This window comes from Micromonospora peucetia (assembly GCF_900091625.1).
In the GTDB taxonomy this organism is placed as follows: domain Bacteria; phylum Actinomycetota; class Actinomycetes; order Mycobacteriales; family Micromonosporaceae; genus Micromonospora; species Micromonospora peucetia.
This window is the reverse complement of sequence record NZ_FMIC01000002.1, coordinates 34,376-57,140: the sequence shown is the minus strand read 5'-3', so window position 1 is coordinate 57,140 and position 22,765 is coordinate 34,376. Positions and strand designations below refer to the sequence as shown.

The window sequence follows — 22,765 nt, the reverse complement described above, 5'->3', positions numbered from 1 at the left end:
GTCGTCCGGGAGCGCCGTTCAAGAGCACTCCCGAAAGGCACGACCATGCAATTCACTTCTGAACAGCGCCTCGACGACGGCGTCCTCGAACGCGAATTCACCCTCGGCGAGGTCCCCGGCATCCTGTGGACGCCCGCATCCGCATCAGCATCCGCACCGGCGCCGCTGATCCTGGTCGGCCACCCCGGCGGACTGCACAAGATGTACCCCCGACTGGTGGCCCGGGCCCGGCACTCCGCGGCGGAGGGCTTCGCCGCGGCCACCATCGAGCTCCCCGGGGGCGGTGACCGGCCCCGTTTCGCCGCCGCCGAGGAGGCCCGCGCCGACCTGCTCCGGGCGCTGGAGGCCGGTGAGCCGGTCGGCGACGAGATCGTCGACCGACTCGTCCTCCCGCTGGTCGAAAAGGCGGTCCCGGAATGGCGGGCCACCCTGGACGCCCTCCTTTCGCTGCCCGAGATCGGCGGCCCGGTCGGGTACGCCGGAGGGGTGATCGCCATCGGCCTTCGGCTGGCGGTGGTCGAGCCGCGCATCTCGGCCGCCCTTCTGTTCGCCGGGAGTTTCGTGCCCCGCGCCATGTTCGAGGAGGCCCGGCAGGTCACCATTCCGCTGCAGGTCCTGCTGCAGTGGGACGACAAGGGAAACGACCGGCAGATGGCCCTGGACCTGTTCGACGCCTTCGGCTCCAAGGAGAAGACGCTGCACGCCAACATGGGCGGGCACACCGGCGTCCCGCAGTTCGAGGGGGACGACGGGAACCGGTTCTTCGCCCGGCACCTGAAGTGAAGCCAGGTCGTCAGGCCGGCAGCAGACGATAGGAGCTGTCGGCCAGGATGCCGCTCATCGAGGACAGGCCCTGGTTTTCCTCGATGAGCGGTGGCCAGCAGATGCACAACCGCCCCGACCGCGGCGGTACCAGCCATCGGCGGTACCGACCGGTCGGGGCGGAGTTCTGCTCTTGGTGACCGGCTTGAGAAAGGCCGTGATGCTGCGGGTGACCGGTGGGTGAGCCCGCCGACGCGCCGACGCGCGTCGGCGGACACCTTCGGCAGTGCCGCTCAGCGGGCTCTCTTCGTCGCCCGTTTGCGGGGTGGCGTCAACAGTTCGGCGATCGCCGCGATCGCGGACGGCACCAGGCGGTAGTACGCCCAGACACCGCGCTTCTCGCGCTCGAGCAGGCCGGCCTCGGTGAGGATCCGAAGGTGATGACTCACGGTCGGCTGGGAGAGCCCGAGCGGCGCGGTGAGGTCACTCACGGACGCCTCGCCCTCCGGAGCGGACTGGATCAGACTGAGCAGTCGCAGCCGGGCCGGGTCGGCGAAGGCCTTCAGGACTCCCGCGAGCCGTTCGGCATCGGCGCGCTTGATCGGCTCGCCAGCAAGCGGCGAGATGGCAGGCATCGCAGTTTTGGCAGCTCCCACGTCTTCGATCGTTCCACCAACACCATCGACAGGCGGGTGGAATCGGGACCAATACCCCGATGGCGACCGCGAGGCCGGATGCGAGGGATGCTGGTGGCCGGGCGGTGAGGTGCTCTGGGGCGGGTCTGCTGACCCGCGACGGCTCACCCAGGCTCATCTACGAGAGCCAGAGAATTTCGGACGGCGATGTCGAGAACCCGTGACCGGCTCCGTCCCCGGGGTGTACGCGACCAAAATGGGTCGCACCAGCACCGAGGAGAAACACGATGGCCAAGTACCTGCTGCTCAAGCACTACCGCGGCGCTCCGGCTCCGGTCAACGACGTGCCCATGGACCAGTGGACGCCGGAGGAGATCTCGGCGCACATCCAGTACATGAACGACTTCGCGGCCCGGATCGAGGGGACCGGCGAGTACGTCGACGGTCAGGCGCTCGCCCCCGAGGGGACCTTCGTCCGGTACGACGGGCAGGGGCGCCCACCGGTCACCGACGGCCCATTCGCCGAGACCAAGGACCTCATCGCCGGCTGGATGGTGATCGACGTCGACAGCTACGAGCGTGCCATCGAGCTGGCCGGGGAGCTGTCGGCCGCCCCCGGGGCGGGCGGGAAGCCGATCCACGAGTGGCTCGAGGTGCGCCCGTTCCTGAACGCGCCGCCCACCATCACGGAGTGACCTCTCAGCTGAGCGAGGCCCTGCTCCGGAGCCTCACGCCGAGCGTGCTCGGGATCCTCGTCCGCCGCGGAGCTGACTTCGCGGCGGCCGAGGACGCCGTGCAGGACGCGCTGGTCGAGGCGGTCCGCGTCTGGCCGGCCGACCCGCCGCGGGACCCGAAGGGCTGGCTGGTAACCATGGCCTGGCGCCGGTTCCTCGACGCGACCCGGGCGGACGCCGCCCGCCGTCGGCGTGAGGACCTCGTCGACGAGGAGCCGGCGCCCGGGCCCGCAGCCGGGGTGGACGACACGCTCCAGCTCTACTTCCTGTGCGCCCACCGGTCGCTGACGCCGTCGTCCGCGGTCGCGCTCACGCTGCGCGCCGTCGGCGGGCTGACCACCCGCCAGATCGCCCAGGCCTACCTGGTGCCCGAGGCGACCATGGCGCAGCGCATCAGCCGGGCCAAGCGCACCGTCTCCGGCGTGCGGTTCGACCAGCCCGGCGACATCGCCACCGTGCTGCGCGTCCTGTACCTGGTCTTCAACGAGGGCTACTCCGGCGACCTCGATCTCGCCGCCGAGGCAATCCGGCTCACCCGGCAGCTCGCGACCGCGATCGACCACCCCGAGGTGGCGGGGCTGCTCGCCCTCATGCTGCTGCACCACGCCCGGCGCGCCACCCGGACCGCGCCCGACGGCAGCCTGGTGCCGCTCGCCGAGCAGGACCGCAGCCGGTGGGACACCACGTCGATCGCCGAGGGCGTCGAGATCCTCCAGGCGGCCCTCGCCCGCGACCGGCTGGGCGAGTTCCAGGCCCAGGCCGCCATCGCGGCACTGCACGCCGACGCGCCCACCGCCGAGGAGACCGACTGGGTACAGATCGTCGAGTGGTACGACGAACTCGCGCGCCTGACCGACAGCCCGGTCGTCCGGCTCAACCGCGCGGTGGCCGTGGGCGAGGCCGTCGGACCGCGCGCCGGCCTGGCGGCGCTCGCGGCGCTGGACGACTCACTGCCCCGCCACGCGGCGGTGGCGGCGTACCTGCACGAGCGCGACGGCGACCTGGCGACGGCGGCACGGCTGTACGCCGAGGCGGCCCAGAAGGCACCCAACCTCGCCGAGCGCGACCACCTGACGCGCCAGGCCGCCCGCCTCAACGGCGCCCGACGGTGTCGCTGACTCAGCGGTGGAGCACGCGACTCGCCCCCGTCTGTCCTACTTCCTGGCATGCCGATCTCACCGGCAACGCCTTGGCCAAGGCGTGGTCCGGCACGTGGGCGTGAACGACGAGGCCGCCGTTCTCCCGGGGGGTGATGGTCAGTGTGCCGTTGTGGCGTTCGATGATGCGCTTCATGATGGCCAGGCCCAGCCCGTAGCCCGGGTTCTGCTCTTGGGCGAGGCGAGTGGTTCTGCCGTGGTTGAAGGGTGCGGTGAGATCGTCGATCGTGTCGGGGTCGATGGATTCCCCGGTGTTCGAGATGGCGATGTCGATTCCGTCGACGCGGGCCTGGGTCTGGATGTCGACTTCGCCGTTGTCGATGTTGTGTCGTACGGCGTTGATGATGGCGTTGCGAAGGAACTGTTCGATCAGAGTCTTGTCCGCGGTGAGCTGCCGGTCCGTTGTCTCGACGGTTATGTCCAGACCGCGGCTGGCGATCAGCCCGTCGAGGTCGGTCAGGGTTTCGCGGATTGCCGCAGCCAGGTCGATCGGCTCTGGCTTCCCCAGCTGGGAGGTTTCGGCACGGGCGAGATCCAGGAGGGCATTGAGGATGGTCTCGCTGCGTTTGGTCGCGGTGAGCGCACGGGTGACGGCTGGTTCGAGTTGGGTTGGGACTCGTCCCTGTTCGAGGGGGATTTCGAGGGCCGTGCGGGCTGTCGCGACCGGGGTACGCAGTTCGTGGGATGCGTTGGCGATGAACTCACGTTGCCGGGCGAACGAATCTTCGAGCCGGTCAAGCATCTGGTCGATCGTGTCGCCGAGTTCTTTGATCTCGTCTGTCGGGCCGGGCAGGTTCAGCCGTGCGTCGAGTTGGTGCTGGGTGATGGAGCGAGCGGATGAGGTGATGTTGGCGATCCGGGTAAGCGCGGCTCGGGAGAGCCTGGATGCGGCGAAAGCCGCGAAGACGGCGAAGACGGCGAGGATTCCCAGACACCACCACACGAGGCCGGCGAGTATGTCGTCGCGGAGCGTGATCTGGGTCCGATCGATGACTCCTTGGATCCCTCCCGCCGGCAGCCCGTTGGGGTATGTGACGGAACCCGGTTCGAGTAGCGGTTCGCTGCTCTGCCATGCGACCACCGTGCCGTCGGTGCTGATGACCTCATTGATCCCGCCGTGCTGAGCGGTGTCGAACAGGTGAGCCACAGCGAGATAGACGACGGCGAGAAGGACGATTCCGGCGGTGAGAAACGCTGCGGTGAAGGTCACGGTGAGTCGGGTGCGGAAGCTGTGCAGGCGGGGCGTACGTCGACTCATGATGGGGCCTCGATTCGATAGCCGCGTCCGTGCTCAGCGACAATCAGGTCCGGTGTGCCGAGCTTACGGCGGAGGGCGTAGACGGCCATCTTCACGGCGGCGCGTTCGGTGTCGTAGTCCTCGTCCCAGGCATGGTCGATGAGCTGCCGATAGGTCACGAGGCCTCCGTTGGCGACAACCAGGGCTTCGAGCACCGCGTACTCCTTGGTGCTGAGGCGCACCGGCATTCCACGTCGGGTCACCTTCTGCCCGGCGGTGTCCAGGACGAGGTCCGCAACGCTGCGGGAGGTGTCACCGGGGTCGAGTCGGCGGGTGAGGGCGTTGATACGGGCGGTCAGCTCACGGTAGGCGAAGGGTTTCGTGAGGTAGTCGTCCGCCCCGAGGTCCAGGCCTTCGACGCGGTCGTCAAGTCCGGCAGCGGCGGTCAGCATGAGAATGCGTACCGGGTGGCGCATGGCCGACAGGGTTCGGCAGACGGTGTCACCGTCGAGGATGGGCAGGTTGCGGTCCAGCACCATCACATCCGGATCGCCGAGCTGAATCCGGCTGAGCGCGGTCGCACCGTCGTGAGCGACGTCGACCGTGTATCCGTCGGCGCGTAGCCCTTCGGCCAGGCTCGTGGCGAGGTCGATCTCGTCTTCCACGATCAGCACTCTCATCGCCCCATTGTCCGGTCCGGAAGGTAAGGGAACGGTCAGGAACGCGCTGACCGTTCGCTGACCGCCGACCGTCTAGAACTTCTCCTGACCGATCCCGCGACAGCGGGATGCGAACCCGTCAGGGAGGACAGACCATGTTCAGCAACGACCACCGGCCAGCCACGACGAGACTGTTCGTCGCGGGAGCCGCGCTTGCCGCAGCTCTCACCCTTGCCGGCTGCACGTCCACGCCCGAGGTGCCTTCCGCCGGCGACGTGCCCGTGGCCAAGGGTGATGCGAAGGCGGGAGCGGAAGCGTACGCGGACTGTCTGCGCACCGAAGGGGTGCAGAACGTGATGGTCGGGCCGGATGGCCATGTCGGACCGGGTATTTCGATTGATTCCGCTCAGGGAAACAGTAGCCCCGGCGCGGTCAAGTTCGACGGAGCAGCGGCCGAACTGTTCGCGGCTGCCGAGAAGGTCTGCCGGGCGAGAGTGCCCCAGTATGAGCCGCCACGCAACGACGACGGGACCGACCCGGCCCTGGCGGAGGCGTCTCGTGCGTTCGCGAAGTGTGCCAGGGAGAACGGCATCGCCGCGTTCCCCGATCCGGAGGGTGCGTCCGCGGAGATGGCAGTGCCGGCCGGAACGACGAAGGAACAGTTCTTCGCCATGTTCACGGCATGCAAAAAGACGATCATACCGGCCGGCGAAAAGAAGGGCACGTTCGTTGCCCCGAACTTCACGGGCGCGTTCGACCCAGCCTGGAGCGAGGAACTGTACTCACGCATCATCGATGGCGCGAACTCCTAGGCGAGGCGATCAGTGCGAAGCCGTATCCGTGTCGCCGCCGCTGCGACCGCCGTCCTGGTGCTCGGTACTGTGGCCGCCGCCTACGTATGGCAGCCCTGGCGGAAGGACGCCGCGTTACCGGGGCCGAAGGTGAACACCCAGACGGTCATGCGAGAGGCATTGACGTCGAACACGATCCTGAACGCACAGCTCAGCTACGGCGACCCGGACACTCTCATCGGTGGCGGCGGTGGCATCCTCACGGTGCTGCCACCCCTCGGGAAGGTGGTCAAGGTCGGCCAACGCGTCTACGAGACGGACGGGCGACCCGTCGTGCTCCTGAAAGGTGCCCGGCCGTTCTGGCGCGAGCTCAGAACCGGCGTGAGCCCGGGTGAGGACGTGCGCCAACTCGAACGGAATCTTGTCAAGCTGGGCTCCAGTGCGGGTCTCACCGTGGATGACACGTTCACCCGGTCCACCGCCCTGGCGATCAAGCGCTGGCAGGACTCCCTCCGCGTCAAACGCACCGGTGTGTTCGCCCCAGGCGATGCCGTCGTCACCAAGGCGGATGCGATCCGGGTCGAGACCATTCACGTGAAGCTCGGGGCATCCGCCAACGGCGACATCCTCGACTACACCGACACCGCCGTCCTCGCGTTCGCCAACCTCAGCACCGCGCAGGCCGGATCGTTGATGCCCGGGAAACCGGTGACCGTGGCACTGCCCGACGGGTCGACCATCGGCGCTCAGATCACCCAGATCCAGAAGCACCGCGGGTCCGACAAGGACGGAAAACTACTACCGGACCGTGCGGTAGTCGAATTCGCCGACCAGTCTCCGGTGTCAAGGATCGGCCTCTCCGCGGTGCGGGTCACCATCCCCAGTGACACCGTCGACGGAGCCCTCGTCGTGCCGGTCACCGCGCTGCTCGCCCTGGCCGACGGTGGGTACGGCGTCGAAGTGCTCCGAGACGGTAAACGTGTCCTCGTGCCCGTGAAGGTGGGGCTGGTCGCCGATTCTCGACTACAGATCACCGGCGACATCAAAGAAGGAGAGGAGGTGGTGGCGCCATGACCGAACCCGTCCTCACCGTCGAGGAGGTGTCCAAGACGTATCCCACCGACCCGCCGACACACGCACTTCGCGCAGCCAACCTGGCAGTGCGGGCCGGAGAGTTGGTCGCCGTCGTGGGACCGTCCGGGTCGGGCAAGTCGACTCTACTCTCGATCATGGGCACCCTCGAAGACCCCACCAGCGGAACGGTGCGTCTGCGGGGCTACCCGGTCGCTCGACTCGGCGATGCGCAGCGTGCGGCACTGCGGGCACGGCACATCGGTTTCGTGTTCCAACAGTTTCACCTCATTCCCACCCTCACGGCAGAGAAGAACGTCGCGACCGGACTGCTCTACACCGGCGCCGGACACGCTGAACGCCTCCGTCACGCCCGAGACGCCCTCGAAGCCGTCGGGCTGGCCCATCGCACCCGGTATCGGCCCGGGCAGCTCTCCGGAGGCGAGAAACAGCGCGTCGCCATCGCCCGCGCACTCGTCAAGCAGCCGAGCATCGTGTTCGCCGATGAACCCACCGGTGCCCTCGACACGGCCACCGGGGAGAACATCATCCGTCTGCTCAGTGAGATCGCCCGCTCCGGAACGGCGGTCATCGTCATCACCCACGACCACGCCATCGCCGACCCGATGCCGCGTCGGGTCCGAATCCGCGACGGCCGCGTCACCACCGATACCGGGGCGCCCACCGCATGAGCATCTCTGACCTTCGTCCGATCCGGATCCGCATCCGAGACCTCCTCGACGATGCCACCGCCGGAACCTGGGCAAGACCGCTGCGTACTGTCCTGTCGTCCATCGGGATCGCGATCGGCATCGCCGCTCTCGTCGCCATCACCGGCGTCGCCGGCTCCAACAAGGCCCAGTATCTGAACGAGCTCGATCGCATGGGCGCGAACCTGCTCACCGTCGAGCCCGGGAAGGACACCAACGACAAGACCGTACCGCTGCCCGCCACGGCGCTGGAGATGATCGAACGCATCGCCCCCGTCACGAATGCCGCCGCGGTGTATGCCGTACCCAGTACGGTGCGTGCATACCGCACCGATCGCGTCCCGATCAACCAGACCAGGGGACTGCTCGTCCAGGCCGCAGGCCCCGGTCTCCCGGCAGCGATCGACGCCGACCTGGCCTGGGGGCAGTGGTTCAGCAACGCCAGCCGCATCCTCCCGACCGTCGTGCTCGGATCACAAGCCGCCACGGCGCTCGGCATCGCCTACCCCGGACAGCGCATCTGGGTCGCCGACCAGTGGCACTCCGTCATCGGCGTTCTGCACCCGGTCGTCCTCGCAGACGGTATCGACCACGCCGTCTTCCTCGGCGACGACTGGGCCAGAGACACCATCTGGCGGCAGTTCACCGACGCCACCGGCGCCACACCAGGCAGCATCGCCACGATCTACGTGAACACCCACCCCGGCACCGCCGCTCAGGTGCGTCCCGTGCTCGCCGGTACCGCCAATCCCGCCGCACCCCAGTACGTCGGAGTGTCCCAGCTCTCCGACTATGCCGACGTGCGCGAACTCGCCGACACCAGCCTTACCAACCTCGCCACGGCCCTTGCCGCAATCGCGCTCCTGATCGGTGGGGTCGGCATCGCCAACACCATGATCGTCTCCGTCGTCGAACGTCGTGGCGAAATCGGACTCCGGCTCGCCCTCGGAGCGCGACGCACACACATCGCCACTCAGTTCATCTTCGAGGCGCTCACTCTCGCCGCCATAGGCGCGACCGTCGGCATCAGCATCGGCGTCCTGGCCACCATCGGCTATGCCGCAGTCAACGCGCAGGCCGCGGCTCTTCCCATCACCGCGGTCGTCGCCGCACCCGCACTCGCTCTCACCGTCGGAATCATCGCCGGGGCCTACCCCGCCTGGCGAGCCACCCGACTCACACCCAACGAAGCACTCCGCACAGCGTAGAAGCGATCTGCCCGTCGAACGCGTTCGCCAGCGGTGCTGTTCAGTACCTCATCACGCAGTAGACGACAGTCGGGTTCGTGAACCGGTACCAACGATTCCATTTGCGGTCCTGCGTGCACCTGTTTCCGTTGGTGGCGCCGGGAACTATGTCAATGATGTGGACAGTGCCCTTCGCCTTGCATTTCGATGCGCCGACGATCCAGCCATCGTCCTTCGGGAACTTGTAACAGTAGAAGCGCACCAGGTGACGCTCCAGGCACAGTCGATAGCCGGCTTCGGTGATGTACGCGGAATCAGGGTCAGCGCATTCGCCCTGGGAGGCATCCAGGGAGACCACCCGATAGGTGCCACGGGTGCCGTTGCAGTTGCCGATGCCCTGAAAGCTGCCCATCTCGCTGACTACGATGCACTGCCCGATCTTCGCTGGCGGCGGTGGTGGGGCCGCCGGGGTTGTGGGGGTAATCCGGGTCGGCGGGTCCGCCGGCTCAACCTGCGGAAGTGCCCCGGTCGTCTCTATCGGCGCAGGCGAGGGCCTGACCGCGGACTGGTCCTGCGGGCCGCTCCTGGCCTGGAAGATGGCCACCCCGCCCACTGCGGCCCCGCAGACCCCGACCAGGCACAGTGCCAGCACTGCGGCGACCACACCGATGATGAGGGGCGTGTTGCGTTTCGGTGGGGTCGGCGGTGGTACTGGCGGCTGCGGTGGTGCCGCCCCGGGGTTTGGTGGAGTCGCGCCCGGTTGGTCGGGCATGCTCGGCGGTGGAGGCAACGTCACTCGCAGAGTGTCACATAGATCGACATGGCGCTTGCTCGCGGCTGTCCTAAATGGTGGGTGATCCCCGGGGTCAGCGTGTCGATGTGGCCGCCTCGGTGATGAAGGGATCCAGGACCTCGTCGGCCTTGGACAGGAGATCGCCCATGGTCGTCGCCGGCGGCGGCGCGGCCGGCGTGGTGTGGATCCGGATCAGGTCCGCAGCGCGTCGGGCGCGCTCTACGGCTTCGGCGCTGTGCTCGGCACGGGCGATGACCAGGCCGCACCGATCCTCCGACCAGAGCAGGGGCCGGACGGTCTGCCCGGGTTCGACCGTGACCTCGGCCTTCACCACTCCCTCGGCATCGCGTGCCTGGTCGATTCCAATCACTGACTCGATGCGTCCGGCGGGCGGGGTGAGATAGCGAATGGCGGCAGCGCCCTCGTCCGTGGCGGTGAACGGGGCGACCCCGGCGGGAAGAGCCAACTGGTACGTGAGCCGTTCGAGGTCGACGCCGCGCACCATCTCGACGAGGTCGACGATGTGGTCGCCGCCGCACCGGTTGTGGGACTCCACCACCCGGGGGCCGCTCGGGGTGAGGATGATCTCCGTGTGGCTGGCACCCTCGACGAGCCCGATGGCATTCAGCACGTCCTGCGTGAACGCTACGACCTCCGCGGTCTGGTGTTCGCTCAACGCCGCCGGGACGACATGCCCCAGCTCCACGACACCGTCGCCGATGTCCTTGCCGGTGACGGCCAGCACGGTGTGCCGGCCGGCGTCGGAGAACGTCTCGACGCTGATCTCGGTGCCGTCCAGCAGTTCCTCGACCATGAACTGTCGTAGTCCGAATGAGGTCAGCCATTCCCAACTCTCGGCCGCTTCGGCAACAGAACGGATCTTCCGTACGCCGAGGCTGCCCGATCCCATGGTCGGCTTCACCACCGCAGCGCCGTTGCGGGCGACGAAGTCCATGAGGGCTTCGCGGGACGTGCCCGGTTCGGCCTTGACCGGGCCGATTCCGGCCGCGTTGAGTGCCGCGCGAAGGGAGAGTTTGTCGTGCAGCAGCCGGGTCACCCGGGTGCCGTTGCCAGGGAGCCCCAGGACGGTGGTGAGGTGGCCGGCGACCAGCGGCCCGGCCTCGGTGTGGCTGATCACCCGCGCGAACGGGGCAAGCTCATGGAGTGTCCTGGCCAGAGCCGTCACCAGCGGGATGTCCTGATAGTCGATCAGGTGGGTTTGCGCGCAGTACCCCGGGCGTCGGGTTCGAAGAGACCGGCCTTCTCGACGTTGACGACGGACAGGCCGCATTCGGCCGCCTTGCGAGTGCTGGTCGTGGTGCCACCGAGCATCAGGATGCGTGGCGGCGAAAGGTGTGTGCTCAACGCTTCGTGGTCTCTCTCTGCGGGTGCGGAAGGAATCCGGAGTCGAGGAAGTAGCGAACGTAGGTGCCGAAGAGTCTTTCGTCGATTTCCGGGCAGGCGATGTCGGTACTGCCGAGAAGCCGGCCGGTCTCTGTGGCGTCGAAACGCGTGCTGCCTTCCTGATCACTGTCCTGGCCGTCGCCGGACATGACTCCGAGCAGCGGAAACGCGGCATTGTCCGGCATCGTCGCAATGGCCTTCATCCACTCCTGATCGGACCCGGTCGCGATCGGGTATCCCATGGCCCGCAGGTGTTCCAGCGCCGTGCCGAATGGCAGCAGCTGGTCACTGGCGAGGGTGACGTTACGGCCAGCGGCTGCGGTGCTGGTGGACAAGGCGACGATGGCCTGGCTCACGTAGTCCACCGGCACGAGATCGAAGGCCACGTCCCTGAGTCGCGGCGCGAGCCGTGCCTGGATGCAGCCCTTGAGTAGCAGCCACAGATAGTCCGCGCTCTGACAGGCCCCCGTCCTGGAATGCCCCGAGATACGGGTCGGCCGGTACACCGATACCGGAAGCCCGCGACCGCGAGCGGCATCGATCACCTTTTCGGCCACCCATTTACTTCGGGTGTAACCGTGGATGAGTCCGTCGAGTGGGGTGAGCGGTTCGTCCGCGGTGATCCGGCGGCCCGTGACCAGTGGACCGGCGAACACGCCCGTCGTGGAGATGTGGTGGACCGGGACCGTACGCCTGGCTGCGGCGAGCCGCAGTATCTCGGTCGTGCCCATGACGTTGGCGGCCCGGGACTGGGCGTATGACTGGGCCAGGTTGACCGCGGCGCCGGAGTGGTAGATCACGTCAACCGTCCGCGCCAGCCCGTCGAGGATCTCCGGGGACAGACCGAGCCCGGGCCTTGCCAGGTCTCCGTGCAGCACCTCGATGCGAGCTCCCATCGCCGGTTCCCAGATGCCGTACCCCTCAAGCACCGCCCGTAGCCTGCGCGCCGCCCCGGTCATGTCGTCCCCGCGGACGAGACAGTGCACCCTGGCTGTCGTGGATCGGATCAGTTCACGCAGGAGGAACGCGCCCAGGAAGCCGGTGGCGCCGGTGAGGAGAATCTCCCGCGGGTCCGAGGCGACCGGTACCACCGGTGGCGTGGGAGCGATCTCCGTGGGAAGCGCGATGTCCGCAGTCGGAACGATGTCCTCCTGCTGCTCGTCGAGACTGTCGGCGAGGACGGCAAGAGCGGCGACGGACGGCGCGGTGAACACGGCGTTCATCGGCAGATTGACACCGAGTTCGGCGCGGAGAGCGAGCGCGAGTTTCACGGCCCGCAGCGAATCGCCGCCCAGTTGGAAGAAGTCGTCCTCGACGCCGACTTCTACGAGGTCCAGCACCCGGGCGTACTCGACGATGATGCGTTTCTCAGTGGTGGTCCGAGGGCCCTCGGACCCGGCACCGGACGATGTCGCGGCGAGTGCTGTACCGACGAAGGCCGCTCGGTCGACCTTGCCGCTCGGTGTCAGCGGGAACGACGTGAGCGGAACGCAGACGGCCGGCACCATGTATGTGGGAAGGCGGTCTCGCAGCGTCGCACGCAGGTTGTCCGGCGTCACACCGCCGGTCGCCGTGGTGAGATATCCGGCGATCAGCCGCCCGCCGTCGCCGGGCTCGTCGGCGGCGGCGGCGACGATCGCGTCCACCACCCCGGCGACGGCTCTGACGGCCGACTCGACCTCGCCCGTCTCGACGCGGTGGCCGCGAATCTTGACCTGGTCGTCCGCCCGGCCGATGAACTCGATACGGCCGTCCGGCAGGAGCCGCGCCAGATCGCCGCTGCGGTAGAGGCGGCCGGATCCAGACGCGTGCGGGTCGACCCGGAACTTCTCCGCGGTAAGGTCCGGCCGACCGAGGTAGCCGCGGGCGGGCGCCCGGCCCCCGATGCAGAGTTCCCCCGTCGATCCGATCGGCACCGGACGCAGCCGATCATCCATGACGTACGTTCGGACCCCGTCGATCGGGCGGCCGATCGGGGGCCGCCGGGGCCAGCTGGCCGGATGCCCGATGAGACGTTCCGCGGTGACGACGTGGGTTTCCGAGGGGCCGTACTGGTTCTCCAGGTACGCATCGGTGAGGTCCGTGAAGAACTCCCTGATCGCCGGGGTGATGAAGAGCTGTTCCCCGGCGGTGATCACTTCTTTCAGCGACGGACAGGCACGCCGTGCGGTGCTGCCGTACGCGGCCAGTTGCTGTAGGGCCACGAAGGGCAGGAAGATCCGTTCGACACCCTGCTCGATCAGTGCGTCGTACAGGTGTTCCGGGTTCGTGCGGGCCTCTTCCTCCACCAGGACGACGGTGCCGGCGGACGCCCAGGTGGAGAAGAGTTCCTGGAATGCCACGTCGAAGCTCAGCGGCGCGAACTGGAGGGTGCGGGCGCCCGGGCCGCAGCCCGACCGGCGACGCTGCCAGTCGACCAGGTTGGCCAGGGAGCCGTGCGGCATGGCCACACCTTTGGGCCGCCCCGTGGAACCGGACGTGTAGAGCACGTAGGCAAGGCTTTCGGCGCAGACCGGATACGGTGATCCGACCTCGCCCGCAGTCGGGCGAGGAAGCGGAACATCGTCCACGAGAATCTCCGCGACGCCGTCCGGCAGCGGGATCCGACCGGCCCGGGCGTGGTCGGTGAGTACCACCGTCGCTCCGCTGTCGCGCAGCATGAAGGCCTTCCGTTCGCCGGGATACGCCGGATCGATCGGCACGCAGACACCTGCGGCCTTGAGCACGGCGAGCACCGCGACGGGGAGGTCGAAGGACCGTTGCAGGCAGATCGCCACAGCCCGACCGGCATGGCCCGACCGGACGAGCAGCGCGGCGAGCGCGTCGGAGGCCGCTTCGATTTCGGCGTACGACCGGCTCGCCGTTCCCAGAACGACCGCGGGCAGGTCCGGATGCTGCCGGGCCGATGCGGTGAACGCCTCGTGCAGCAGCGGTTGCGTTGCTTCGGGCAGGCCGCGGTGCGTCCAGGTCCGGCGGATGAACTCACGTTCCGGCTGTGGCAGGACAGCCAGGTCACCGACCAGGCGGCCCGGGTGGGAAACAGCATCCGCGATCACGGTGTGGTAGCGCTCGACCAGACGTTCGGCGCTCTCCCGGTCGAACAGATCGGTCGCGTACTCCAGCGAACCGCGGAAGCCCTCCCCATCCGGAACGACGTTCATGAAGATGTCGTACTTCGCCGTGCCGCTGTGCACAGGGAACGGCTCCGCCACGATTCCGGGTAGCGACAGGCCGGCGGGTTCCGTGTGTTCCGCGGTGAAGACGACCTGGAAGAGCGGGAAACGGCCGAGGGCGCGCTCGACGCCCAGCTGGCTGATCAGCTGACCGAATCGGATCTCACGATGGTCGACAGCGTCCAGGACGACCTCCTGGGACGAGGAGAGCATCGTCGCAAAGGTCGTTGCCGGGGTGACTCGCAGGCGCAACGGGAGAACCTCGGCCAAGCAGGCGATGAGGGAGTCCAACGCGGGAGCGTCCCGCATCGAGACCGGAGTGCCGAGGACGAGGTCGTGCTGTCCGCTCAGGCGGTGCAGGAGAACGGTCAGGGCGGTCAGCATGACCAGGTACGGCGTCGTCCGCTGTTCCTGTGCCAGTCGCCGGACACCTCGGGCGACGTCGTCCGGCACCCGGAACCGGATCTCTGCGCCCTGATGACTCGGCATGTGCGGCCTGGGACGGTCGACGGGCAGCACGGATTCTCGCGGTGCGCCCTCCATGGCGGCCTTCCAGTACGCCAGGTTGGCGGGTCCCACCAACCGCTCCGCCCGCCTCTGCCGGGCGGAGTAGCCGCCGATCTGCTGAGACAGGCCGGGCAGCGTGAACGCGACGCCCTCGACCGCATCGCGGTACAGCGCGCCGCACTCGCGGTCGAACACCCGGATACTCGTACCGTCCAGGGCCGCGTGGTGGATGGTCACCATGAACACGGCGTCGTTCTCGCCCAACTCGAACAGATGGGCCCGCAGCAGCGGCGGGAGATCAAGGCTGAGCGGTTCGGACAACGCCTCCCGGACGGCCTCCGGCAGCCGTGTAACGGGCACCGGGCGTCTGATCAGTCGCACCGGCCGAGCCGGCGACACGGTCTGGACCGGGCGATCCCCGACCAGGTGAAGCCGGCTCCGCAGCCCCTCATGGCGCCGGACGATCTCGGAGACCGCGGCTTCGAGGGCGGCGATGTCGAGCCGACCCCGCAACCGGTAGGCCCACGATTCCAGGTAGAGCGAGCGGCCCTCACGGAACTGATCGTTGAGCCAGATCGACTCCTGCTCGAACGACATCGGGTGATTGATCGGCGGCACGTTCGCCTCCTCGGCGCACACGGTCAGACCCGCCCGGCCCGAAGAAGCCGGAGGTAGTGGAGATAGTCGTCGAAGCGCGGATGGGCGAAGACGCTCCTCGTGTGACAGCCCAGGCCTGTCTCCCGGCGTAGGGCGCCGGACAGCCGGGCCGCTCCCAGCGAGTCGCCACCCAGCGCGAAGAAGTCCGTGTGCGCGTCGATGTCGGACGTCCCCAGCGCCTCCCGCCAGAGCCGTCGCAGGATCTCGCTGAGGTCCTCCTGCGCCTCGGCGGTGCTCCCCGCGGCCAGCCTCGCTTCGACTGTCGCCCGCAGCGAGCCCATGTCGACCTTCCCCCCTGCGGTGAGGGGGAACTCGGCGAGGACCACCAGTTCATCGGGGACCATCACCGACGGCAGCACGGCGCCCGACTGGAGCAGGACAGATTCCGGGTCGATGTCGTCGTGGGCGCGTACACACGCCACGATCCGGTCACCGATCTTCATCACCCTGGCGTCGGTGATTCCGCTCCCACCGGCCAGCACCGCGGCGATCTCGCCGGGATCGATGCGTACCCCGTTGACCTTGATCTGATCGTCTGTCCTGCCGAGGAAGTACAGCAGGCCGTTCTCCTCGCGTACGCGGTCCCCGGTCAGGTAGCCGTGCTCGGCGTCGCCGGTCGCGGTCGGCGGAAACCGCTCAGCGGGTGCCGGATCGGTGCCGAGACAGCCGATGGCAATTCCCGGCCCACTGAGGAGCAGTTGCCCGTCGGAGCCCGGCGCGACCGGTTCCCCCTGGTCGTCCACGATCACCGCACGCACACCGGGCAACGGCGTTCCGATGGGCACCCGATCGTCGACGATCGCCTCCGGCCGCACCTCGAAGGCCACGGAGGTGATCGTGGCCTCGGAGACCCCGTACGCGTTGATGAGCCGCGGGCGCGTACCGGTCGAGCACCAGTTCCTGGCGGTGTCCGCGGGCAACTCCTCGCTGCCGGTCACCGCAAGTCGCAGGGAAGGGAGCAGCTGCCCGGTCTGGTGGAGGTACTCCGCCCAGCCACTGAAGTATGAGGCAGGCAGATTGACCACGGTGATGCCTCGATCGCGGACGGTCCTCGTCAGCTCCGCGTAGCTCATCGCCCTCAACCCGCCGTGCAGGATGTCGACACAGGCGCCCGCGCACAGGGTCGGCCAGATCTCCTCCGCCGCCACGTCGAACGCGAAGGAAGCGGCCTGCAGGACCCGGTCACTCGCGGACAGGCCGAACAGCGACCGTACGGCCGAGGAGTGCCAGGCGAGCGAACCTCTGCTGATCACCACGCCCTTGGGTAGGCCCGTGGTGCCGGAGGTGTAGACCACGTAGCCGGGCAGGTGTCGCGGCACGGTGGCGAAGACGTTGTCCGTGCCGGCCGGGTGCCACTGCCCGGCCTCGTCGTGGGTCACGATCCTGGCGCCGGTGGACGAGAACATGCCGGGATCGTCGGCGATCACCACCTGCGGCGATGCCTCGCCGAACACGTGGGCGAGCCGGCCGGCTGGCAGTTCACCGTCCACCACGAGGTACGTCGCCTCGGCGAGCAGGACCCCGAGCAACGTGGCGATGGTCCGAGGGCTGCTGTGTCCCTGGACCACGACGATGTCCCCGGTCCTGACGCCGGTGTCACGTAGACCGGCTCCGATGGCGCGCGCGTGTCGGCTGACCTCCCGGTAGGTCCAGGTCCCGTGGCCGTCGGCAACGGCTGGCCGATCCGGGTCATCCTGAGCACGGCGGAGTATCGCGTCTGCCACGTCGAGCGTCGGTGAACCTTCGTGCGCCAACGTCGTTCATCCTCTCTGATCGGGGATCGGGCTCCGGGGTGCGGCCGGGTACGGTGCCGGGTCTTCGGCCGTGCCGCCCGTGGTGGTCTCCGGCCACGAACCCGTCCGTGGGGCGCGGGTTCGCAGTGCCCAGGACATCGCCGGCACGACGGCAGTGGTCATCGCGACGAAGGCGAGTGACAGCAGCACCCAGCCCATCGCGCTGTAACGCGCTGTCAGCACGGTTACCAGGACCGGACCGAGCACAAGGTTGACGGAGCTGCCCAGGGCGAACAGGCCGCCCCAGGTGCCCTGGGCCTGCGGCGGAGCCATGTCGTAGCGGATCTTCCAACCGGCGGCGGCACTCCACACCTCACCGAGCGACAGCAGGACGACCGCGACCACCAGCCAGAGCACGCCGGCCAGGACGGAACGCCCCTGGCTGGCCCCCACTGCCAGACATGACACGGCCGTCGCGATGCTGGCCAGCATCAGGAGCCGCCGAACCCCGCGGTAGGTGTCAGCGGCCCGGCTCAGCCGAACCTGTAGTCCGATCACCAGGACGGCGTTGAGGCCGTACAACCAGGCACCCAGCCCCGGGGGGAGAGCAGGCTGAGACAGCACCCACAGCGGAATGCCGACGTACAGAATGGTGTCTCCCACCGCCAGGATTCCGAGCAGGACGGAGAGTGCCAGGTATGGCACGTCTCGTACCGCGTCGCTGAGCGGCACCTCCGAGACTCCGAAATGTTCCTGCCGGTATTTCGGCAACCGCAGACAGATGACCGCGGCCGTCGCCTCGGCCAGCGCGCTGCCGATGATCAGCGCCTGGTAGCCGGGGGTCCTGTCCCAACTCAGGGCGAGGCCGCTGAGGAGCGCGCCCGCGATGACTCCGACGTTGAAGAGGCTTCGAAGGTAGGCGGATATCCCGACCAGGGCGTCGCCCGTGACCACGTCGGCGACCAGCGCCTCGCGACAGATCCATCCGCCCTGCACGACGACGCCGAGCAGCGTCACCACGATCAGGAAGCCCGCCAGACCGTGGACGGTGGTGGCGGCCAGCAGCAGGACAGCCTGAGCAGCGCCCGTCCAGACGACCGCGGTGCGAGCGCCGATCCGATCGCAGAACCGTCCGATGTACAACGACAGCGGCAGCCACAACAAGCCGGCGGCGGTGAGGCCCGCACCGACCTGGGACGCCGGGATTCCGACATGGCGGGTGAAATAGACCGCACTTCCCGCGGTGTACATCCCGAATCCAAGGCTGGCGAACAGGTTCGCCGCGGCCATCCTCCCCACTTGCGGCGATATTGCAACGGGAGGGCGAAAAAGACCAGACATGCGTGACGCCACCGGTTCAGCTTCGGTCCGACAGTGCTCTGGCGCCGTTCTGTTCGCTCGCGATGGCCGCACCGTGGACGAACGTGTAAACGCTGCCGTCCGGCAAGGCGAGATCGTGGACGGCGGTGTATGCGATGGGTGTGTCCGGGGTGCGGAGCGCCACGAGGGATCCCTTCGAGGTGGCGGCACAGACCGTTATCGGGCCGGTCCGGCGACGTCCGACTTTGCGGGAGCCTGTTCGTCCGGGCCTATCCGGAGGCGTGGCAGCAGCCGACCGGCCGGGGCGGTGGTCAAAACGGTTACCCTCACCCTCGTATTGGTGCATCAACCACTGATCCGGGCATTAGCGCAAATTGCCGGACCAGGCGGCTGCGTCCCCGATGATTTTGCGGATTTCCCGCGGGAAGTGCCTCAATTCATATGCGTCACCATATGGAACTTGCACCGGGCGGTCAATAAGTCACTCAACGTAAGGAGGGGTGGGTGGACTCGAACTTCAGAGTGCCGCGGCGTGGTCCAGGCACCCCGACCTGCTCGCGGTCATGCCGTGGCCGGGTGAACCGACGTCTCGGCCCGAGCCTCGATCTCCCGGAAGTCGGGACTGGACACGGTCCACAGCACCAGCATCACGAGAGCCGCGGTCATCGTGCCGCCCACCCAGAACACCGCCCGGACACTGATGAACTCGGCCAGCGCCCCGGCCGCGGCAGCCCCCAGCGGCATCGAGCCCCAACTGCTCAACCGGCTCACTCCGCTGTACCTTCCGATCATCTCGTCCGGCACGACCAAGGTGCGTAGCGAGCTGTAGGCGACGTTCCACGCGCCGCTGCCGGCGCCCCCGACGAAGGTCGCCAGCGCGATCACGACGGGCGTGTCCGATACCGCGGGTGTACCGATCAAGACGGTGAAACACGCCATCGAGCCGACCAGCACCACGCGCCGGCCGAGCCGGCGGCTCAGCACGGGGGCGGCGAAGGCGCCCAACACGCCGCCGACCCCCAGTGCCCCCATCAGCAGGCCGAAACCGGATTCGCTCAGGCCAAGCCGGCCAGGGGCGACCGCGAAGACGACGATGATCGCCATCCATCCCGCCCAGCAGGCACTCGCTCCGCCGGCGCTCAGCAGCAGCAGGCGCAGGATGCGCTCGTGCCAGACATAGGTCAGGCCGCCGCGGATGTCGCTCAGCACGGATGGCCGGGCGGTGGCGCCTGTCGACCGGGACGAGCGGAACTGACCGGTCATGACGGCCAGGGCGACCACCGTGAGGGCGTAACCGAGACCGCTGACACCCAGCGCCAGGGCGAAACCGATGCCGGCCAACAGCCCTCCGAGCGGAGGCCCGGCGAGCTCGTTCGCCACCGTCTCGGTACCGGTCAGCTTCGCGAAGGCCGATTCCGTCCGATGGCGCGGCACCACCATCTGGATCACCGACATCCGGGTGGTGTCCGCGAACACCTCATTGGTGCCGAGTAGCAGGGCAGCCAGGTACAGGCCGATCAGTGGCAGCGCGTCGGCCAGGACGGCGGCCACCAGCAGAGCGATCAGCACCACCCGCACGGCCGTCGTGACCATCATCAGCCTGCGGCGGTCCACCCGGTCGGCGAATGCACCCGCGGGGAGCGCCAGCGCCAGCCATGGCAGGGTGTTCGCCAACGACGCACCGGCTACCAGAGCCGGCGAACTGGTCAGTGACACCGCCAACAACGGGAGGGTGAGCTTGAAGATCCCGTCGGCCAGGTTGGTCGCTGCGGCTCCGGCCCAGAGCGCGGTGAAGTTCCTCGGCCGAAAAGTGGCCGGCGCAGGTGGCAGTGCGGTATCGGCAGACATCTCCGCAGCGTGTGACACCGGACGCCATGGGGCCAGCGTTTCGACTCAGGCGGAAACATGACCATCTTTCGGGTGGACGCCGACGTGCTGGCGCGAGCCCGATTCGGCACCTCACAGCTCGCGGAGTCCGTCGCTGCCCTGAGCATCCTCATGCGTCCCAGGCCGCTGCCATGGCACCAGGCCTGGCGAGACACCCACCTTCCGGCCTTCCGCGAATACCTCGCCGACGATCCGGTGACCGGGGCCCTGGTGGCGCACGCTGTGTCACCGGTCTGGATCGCCGACTTCCTCACCGTTCCGCCGGCACACTCGGATCTCACCATCGACGAGGAACTCGTGGAACTCGCCACGGTCTCGGACACCCGGATCCGGGCCGACCTCGAACGGGTTCGCCAGCCGCTGCCCGCCCAGCTGACGGCCCCGGGCTTGGCCGAACGCGCGGTGGCCCTGGTGCGCTGGCTGTGGGATCGGAGCATCGCGCCGGAGTGGCCCCGCCGGAAGCGACTGCTCCGCGCCGATGTCGTGTCGCGGATCAACCGGCTCGCCAGCGAGGGCTGGGAAGGGGTCGTGCGGGACATGCGGCCGGGGATGCGGTGGCTCGGCGGCGGCGAGCTCCAAATCGACGAACTGCCGCAGGAACGCTACAACCTTCGTGGCCGGGACTTGGCCTTCTACGCCACGCACTGTCGTGGCGGCTGGGTCTCCTGGCGGCTGCCCCACCGGTTCGGGATCATCTATCCGGTCACCGGCATATTCACCGGTGCCGAGGATGCGACGCCGAGATCCCTGGTCCGCCTGCTGGGTGCCGCGCGCGCCGCCGTCCTGCAGCACACCGCGGAACCGGTCAGCACCAGTGGCCTGGTCGGCGCCACCGGAATGCCCCTCGGTACCGTCGGGCACCACCTGCAGGTCCTGCTTGAAGCCGGCATGCTGCACCGGCGCAGGTCGGGCCGGGAGGTCTTCTACTGGTGGACCGACACGGCACGCGCACTCGTCGCGGGATCCACAAGCACCTGAGTGAACTCCGGCGAGTTCACGACGCCTGGCTGGTCGCGGCCTGCTGAACCTCCGACCGGCGGACCATCGGCTCCGACCCGGCTCGGCGGATCGGCGTGAACAGCCCGCTGATTCCGACCAGGAGACACCCCGCTCCCGCGACGAGGGTGACCGTGGTGACGCCGTACCGGCTCGCGACCCAGGTCAGCACGGCGGCGCCGGCCGGCCCGAGCGAGTAGTGCGTGCTCCAGAAGGCTGACGTGACCCGTCCGAGCAGGTGATCGGGTGTGATCTCCTGGCGCAGCGACATCGAGCAGATTCCGCCCACGCTGAGGCCGCACAGGTACACCGCCGTCAGCACGGTGACACCACGTACGTCCCCGACGAGGCCGATGCCCACGATGGCGAGACCGCACACCGTGTGCGCGCCGATCCAGGTGATGCCGAAGCCACGCCTGCGGCGCAGCGGCGCCACCAGCAGGGCTCCGACGATCGTGCCCAGCGCCGCCAACCCCAGCACCGTGCCGACAGTGCCGTCGGAGCCGCCGAGGTCGTGCTTGACGTGGTAGACGAGCACGTCGGTGAAGCCGTACGTCAGAAAGATGAAGACCGACAGGAGGACGGTCAGCGAGCGGAGCACGGGCTGATGCCAGAGGAACCGGGCGCCGGCTAGGAACTCGGCCAGCCGGCTTTCCCGCCCCACCGCGCCGTCGCCCCCCGCATCCTCGTCTGGCCTGCGGAGCCGCACCAGCCAGAGGCCGGCGGCCGACAGGGCGAAACTGGCCGCGTTGATGGCGATGGCCGCCGTGGGGCCGAACCGGGCCGACACCACGCCGGCGAGCAGCGGCCCACCCACGGCCGCCGCCGCGTACGTCGCCTGCAGGCGCCCGTTGGCTTCGGTGATCCTGGGCCGGTCGACGAGGTTGCGCACGGCGGTCACCGCGGCGACCTGGAACACCATGCCGGCCGCCTCGCAGATCGGCAGCACGACGAAGAGCAGCCAGATCTGCGGACCACCGAGCCAGGCGAGCGGAATGAGGCTGTAGAGCACCAGCCGGGCCAGGTCGGCGGCGATCATCAGGGTCCGCCTGTCGTACCGGTCGACCAGGATGCCGCCGAAGATCCCCGCACCGACGGACGCGGCACCGGCCGCAGCCGTGAGCAGGCCCATCTGGGCGACCGACCCGGTCGCGTGGAGCACGAGCAGCGGCACCGCGATGTAGGCGAACGAGTCGCCGGCGGCGGAGAGCGACTGTGCAACCCAGTAGGCGCCGAAGTTGCGATCACGCCAAAGGGGACGCCGGACCGGATCGGCATGGCTCATATCGGCGAGGGTAATCCGGTGCCATGCTTCGCACCGGCCCTCCTGACGACGGATATCCGCAGGTGAC

At 68.5% G+C, this 22,765-nt stretch carries 19 protein-coding genes; 8 read left to right on the top strand and 11 right to left on the bottom strand.

Translation table 11 applies throughout. The annotated features are described in order from the left end of the window. The first annotated feature begins 45 nt into the window (after nucleotides 1-45). Complete coding sequence (locus GA0070608_RS00755; protein ID WP_091619852.1) at nucleotides 46-783, top strand: alpha/beta hydrolase; 738 nt, start codon at nucleotides 46-48, stop codon at nucleotides 781-783. A 272-nt stretch (nucleotides 784-1,055) separates the two neighbouring features. On the opposite strand, the gene GA0070608_RS00750 is transcribed toward GA0070608_RS00755, so the two are convergent. Further along, entirely contained in the window at nucleotides 1,056-1,397 is a 342-nt protein-coding gene (locus tag GA0070608_RS00750; protein WP_091619847.1) for an ArsR/SmtB family transcription factor, read from the bottom strand. A gap of 287 nt (nucleotides 1,398-1,684) precedes the next feature. Between GA0070608_RS00750 and GA0070608_RS00745 the strand changes: the two genes are divergently transcribed. Both GA0070608_RS00745 and GA0070608_RS00740 read left to right on the top strand, forming a co-directional pair. Beyond that, on the top strand, nucleotides 1,685-2,092 hold the full coding sequence (locus tag GA0070608_RS00745) for a YciI family protein (protein WP_091619843.1): 408 nt from the start codon (nucleotides 1,685-1,687) through the stop codon (nucleotides 2,090-2,092). An 8-nt stretch (nucleotides 2,093-2,100) separates the two neighbouring features. Further along, complete coding sequence (locus tag GA0070608_RS00740; RefSeq protein WP_091634014.1) at nucleotides 2,101-3,249, top strand: RNA polymerase sigma factor; 1,149 nt, start codon at nucleotides 2,101-2,103, stop codon at nucleotides 3,247-3,249. Nucleotide 3,250: 1 nt separating this feature from the next. Here the strand turns inward: GA0070608_RS00740 and GA0070608_RS00735 are convergent, their stop codons facing one another. Both GA0070608_RS00735 and GA0070608_RS00730 read right to left on the bottom strand, forming a co-directional pair. Next, on the bottom strand, nucleotides 3,251-4,498 hold the full coding sequence (locus GA0070608_RS00735; protein ID WP_176733605.1) for a sensor histidine kinase: 1,248 nt from the start codon (nucleotides 4,496-4,498) through the stop codon (nucleotides 3,251-3,253). A 44-nt stretch (nucleotides 4,499-4,542) separates the two neighbouring features. Beyond that, complete coding sequence (locus GA0070608_RS00730) at nucleotides 4,543-5,205, bottom strand: response regulator transcription factor (protein ID WP_091619836.1); 663 nt, start codon at nucleotides 5,203-5,205, stop codon at nucleotides 4,543-4,545. Between the two features lie 134 nt (nucleotides 5,206-5,339). Here GA0070608_RS00730 and GA0070608_RS00725 point away from each other — a divergent pair, with 134 nt between their 5' ends. The 4 genes from GA0070608_RS00725 to GA0070608_RS00710 are packed head-to-tail and all read left to right on the top strand — an operon-like array spanning nucleotide 5,340 to nucleotide 8,964. Beyond that, entirely contained in the window at nucleotides 5,340-5,996 is a 657-nt protein-coding gene (locus tag GA0070608_RS00725) for a hypothetical protein (protein ID WP_091619831.1), read from the top strand. Nucleotides 5,997-6,008: 12 nt separating this feature from the next. Next, a complete protein-coding gene (locus tag GA0070608_RS00720; RefSeq protein WP_091619827.1) occupies nucleotides 6,009-7,049 on the top strand; it encodes a peptidoglycan-binding protein in 1,041 nt (346 codons plus the stop codon). Continuing rightward, nucleotides 7,046-7,738: an ABC transporter ATP-binding protein gene (locus tag GA0070608_RS00715; protein WP_091619822.1), complete on the top strand. Its 693-nt coding sequence runs from the start codon at nucleotides 7,046-7,048 to the stop codon at nucleotides 7,736-7,738. The genes GA0070608_RS00720 and GA0070608_RS00715 overlap by 4 nt, the downstream gene beginning before the upstream one ends. Beyond that, on the top strand, nucleotides 7,735-8,964 hold the full coding sequence (locus GA0070608_RS00710) for an ABC transporter permease (protein WP_091619818.1): 1,230 nt from the start codon (nucleotides 7,735-7,737) through the stop codon (nucleotides 8,962-8,964). Before GA0070608_RS00715 ends, GA0070608_RS00710 begins: the two co-directional genes overlap by 4 nt. A gap of 40 nt (nucleotides 8,965-9,004) precedes the next feature. Here GA0070608_RS00710 and GA0070608_RS00705 read toward each other — a convergent pair whose 3' ends face one another. From GA0070608_RS00705 to GA0070608_RS00680, 7 genes are all read right to left on the bottom strand, one after another. Next, nucleotides 9,005-9,607, bottom strand: coding sequence for a hypothetical protein (locus GA0070608_RS00705; protein ID WP_091619815.1), 603 nt, complete (start codon nucleotides 9,605-9,607; stop codon nucleotides 9,005-9,007). A 202-nt stretch (nucleotides 9,608-9,809) separates the two neighbouring features. After that, complete coding sequence (locus GA0070608_RS00700; RefSeq protein ID WP_176733604.1) at nucleotides 9,810-10,874, bottom strand: ATP-grasp domain-containing protein; 1,065 nt, start codon at nucleotides 10,872-10,874, stop codon at nucleotides 9,810-9,812. Between the two features lie 223 nt (nucleotides 10,875-11,097). Further along, nucleotides 11,098-15,438, bottom strand: coding sequence for a non-ribosomal peptide synthetase (locus GA0070608_RS00695; RefSeq protein WP_141719386.1), 4,341 nt, complete (start codon nucleotides 15,436-15,438; stop codon nucleotides 11,098-11,100). A 23-nt stretch (nucleotides 15,439-15,461) separates the two neighbouring features. Then, on the bottom strand, nucleotides 15,462-17,201 hold the full coding sequence (locus GA0070608_RS00690; RefSeq protein WP_176733603.1) for a non-ribosomal peptide synthetase: 1,740 nt from the start codon (nucleotides 17,199-17,201) through the stop codon (nucleotides 15,462-15,464). 36 nt (nucleotides 17,202-17,237) lie between these two features. Further along, on the bottom strand, nucleotides 17,238-18,563 hold the full coding sequence (locus GA0070608_RS00685) for an MFS transporter (protein ID WP_141719385.1): 1,326 nt from the start codon (nucleotides 18,561-18,563) through the stop codon (nucleotides 17,238-17,240). Nucleotides 18,564-18,567: 4 nt separating this feature from the next. Further along, nucleotides 18,568-18,714, bottom strand: a complete 147-nt coding sequence (locus GA0070608_RS32465) for a hypothetical protein (protein ID WP_176733602.1) — start codon at nucleotides 18,712-18,714, stop codon at nucleotides 18,568-18,570. Nucleotides 18,715-19,091: 377 nt separating this feature from the next. After that, on the bottom strand, nucleotides 19,092-20,378 hold the full coding sequence (locus tag GA0070608_RS00680) for an MFS transporter (protein WP_091619798.1): 1,287 nt from the start codon (nucleotides 20,376-20,378) through the stop codon (nucleotides 19,092-19,094). A 57-nt stretch (nucleotides 20,379-20,435) separates the two neighbouring features. Here GA0070608_RS00680 and GA0070608_RS00675 point away from each other — a divergent pair, with 57 nt between their 5' ends. Continuing rightward, the gene (locus GA0070608_RS00675) at nucleotides 20,436-21,395 is read left to right on the top strand and encodes an ArsR/SmtB family transcription factor (protein ID WP_091619793.1); all 960 of its coding nucleotides are present in this window, start codon (nucleotides 20,436-20,438) and stop codon (nucleotides 21,393-21,395) included. Between the two features lie 16 nt (nucleotides 21,396-21,411). On the opposite strand, the gene GA0070608_RS00670 is transcribed toward GA0070608_RS00675, so the two are convergent. Then, entirely contained in the window at nucleotides 21,412-22,698 is a 1,287-nt protein-coding gene (locus GA0070608_RS00670) for an MFS transporter (RefSeq protein WP_091619788.1), read from the bottom strand. Nucleotides 22,699-22,765: the final 67 nt, after the last annotated feature.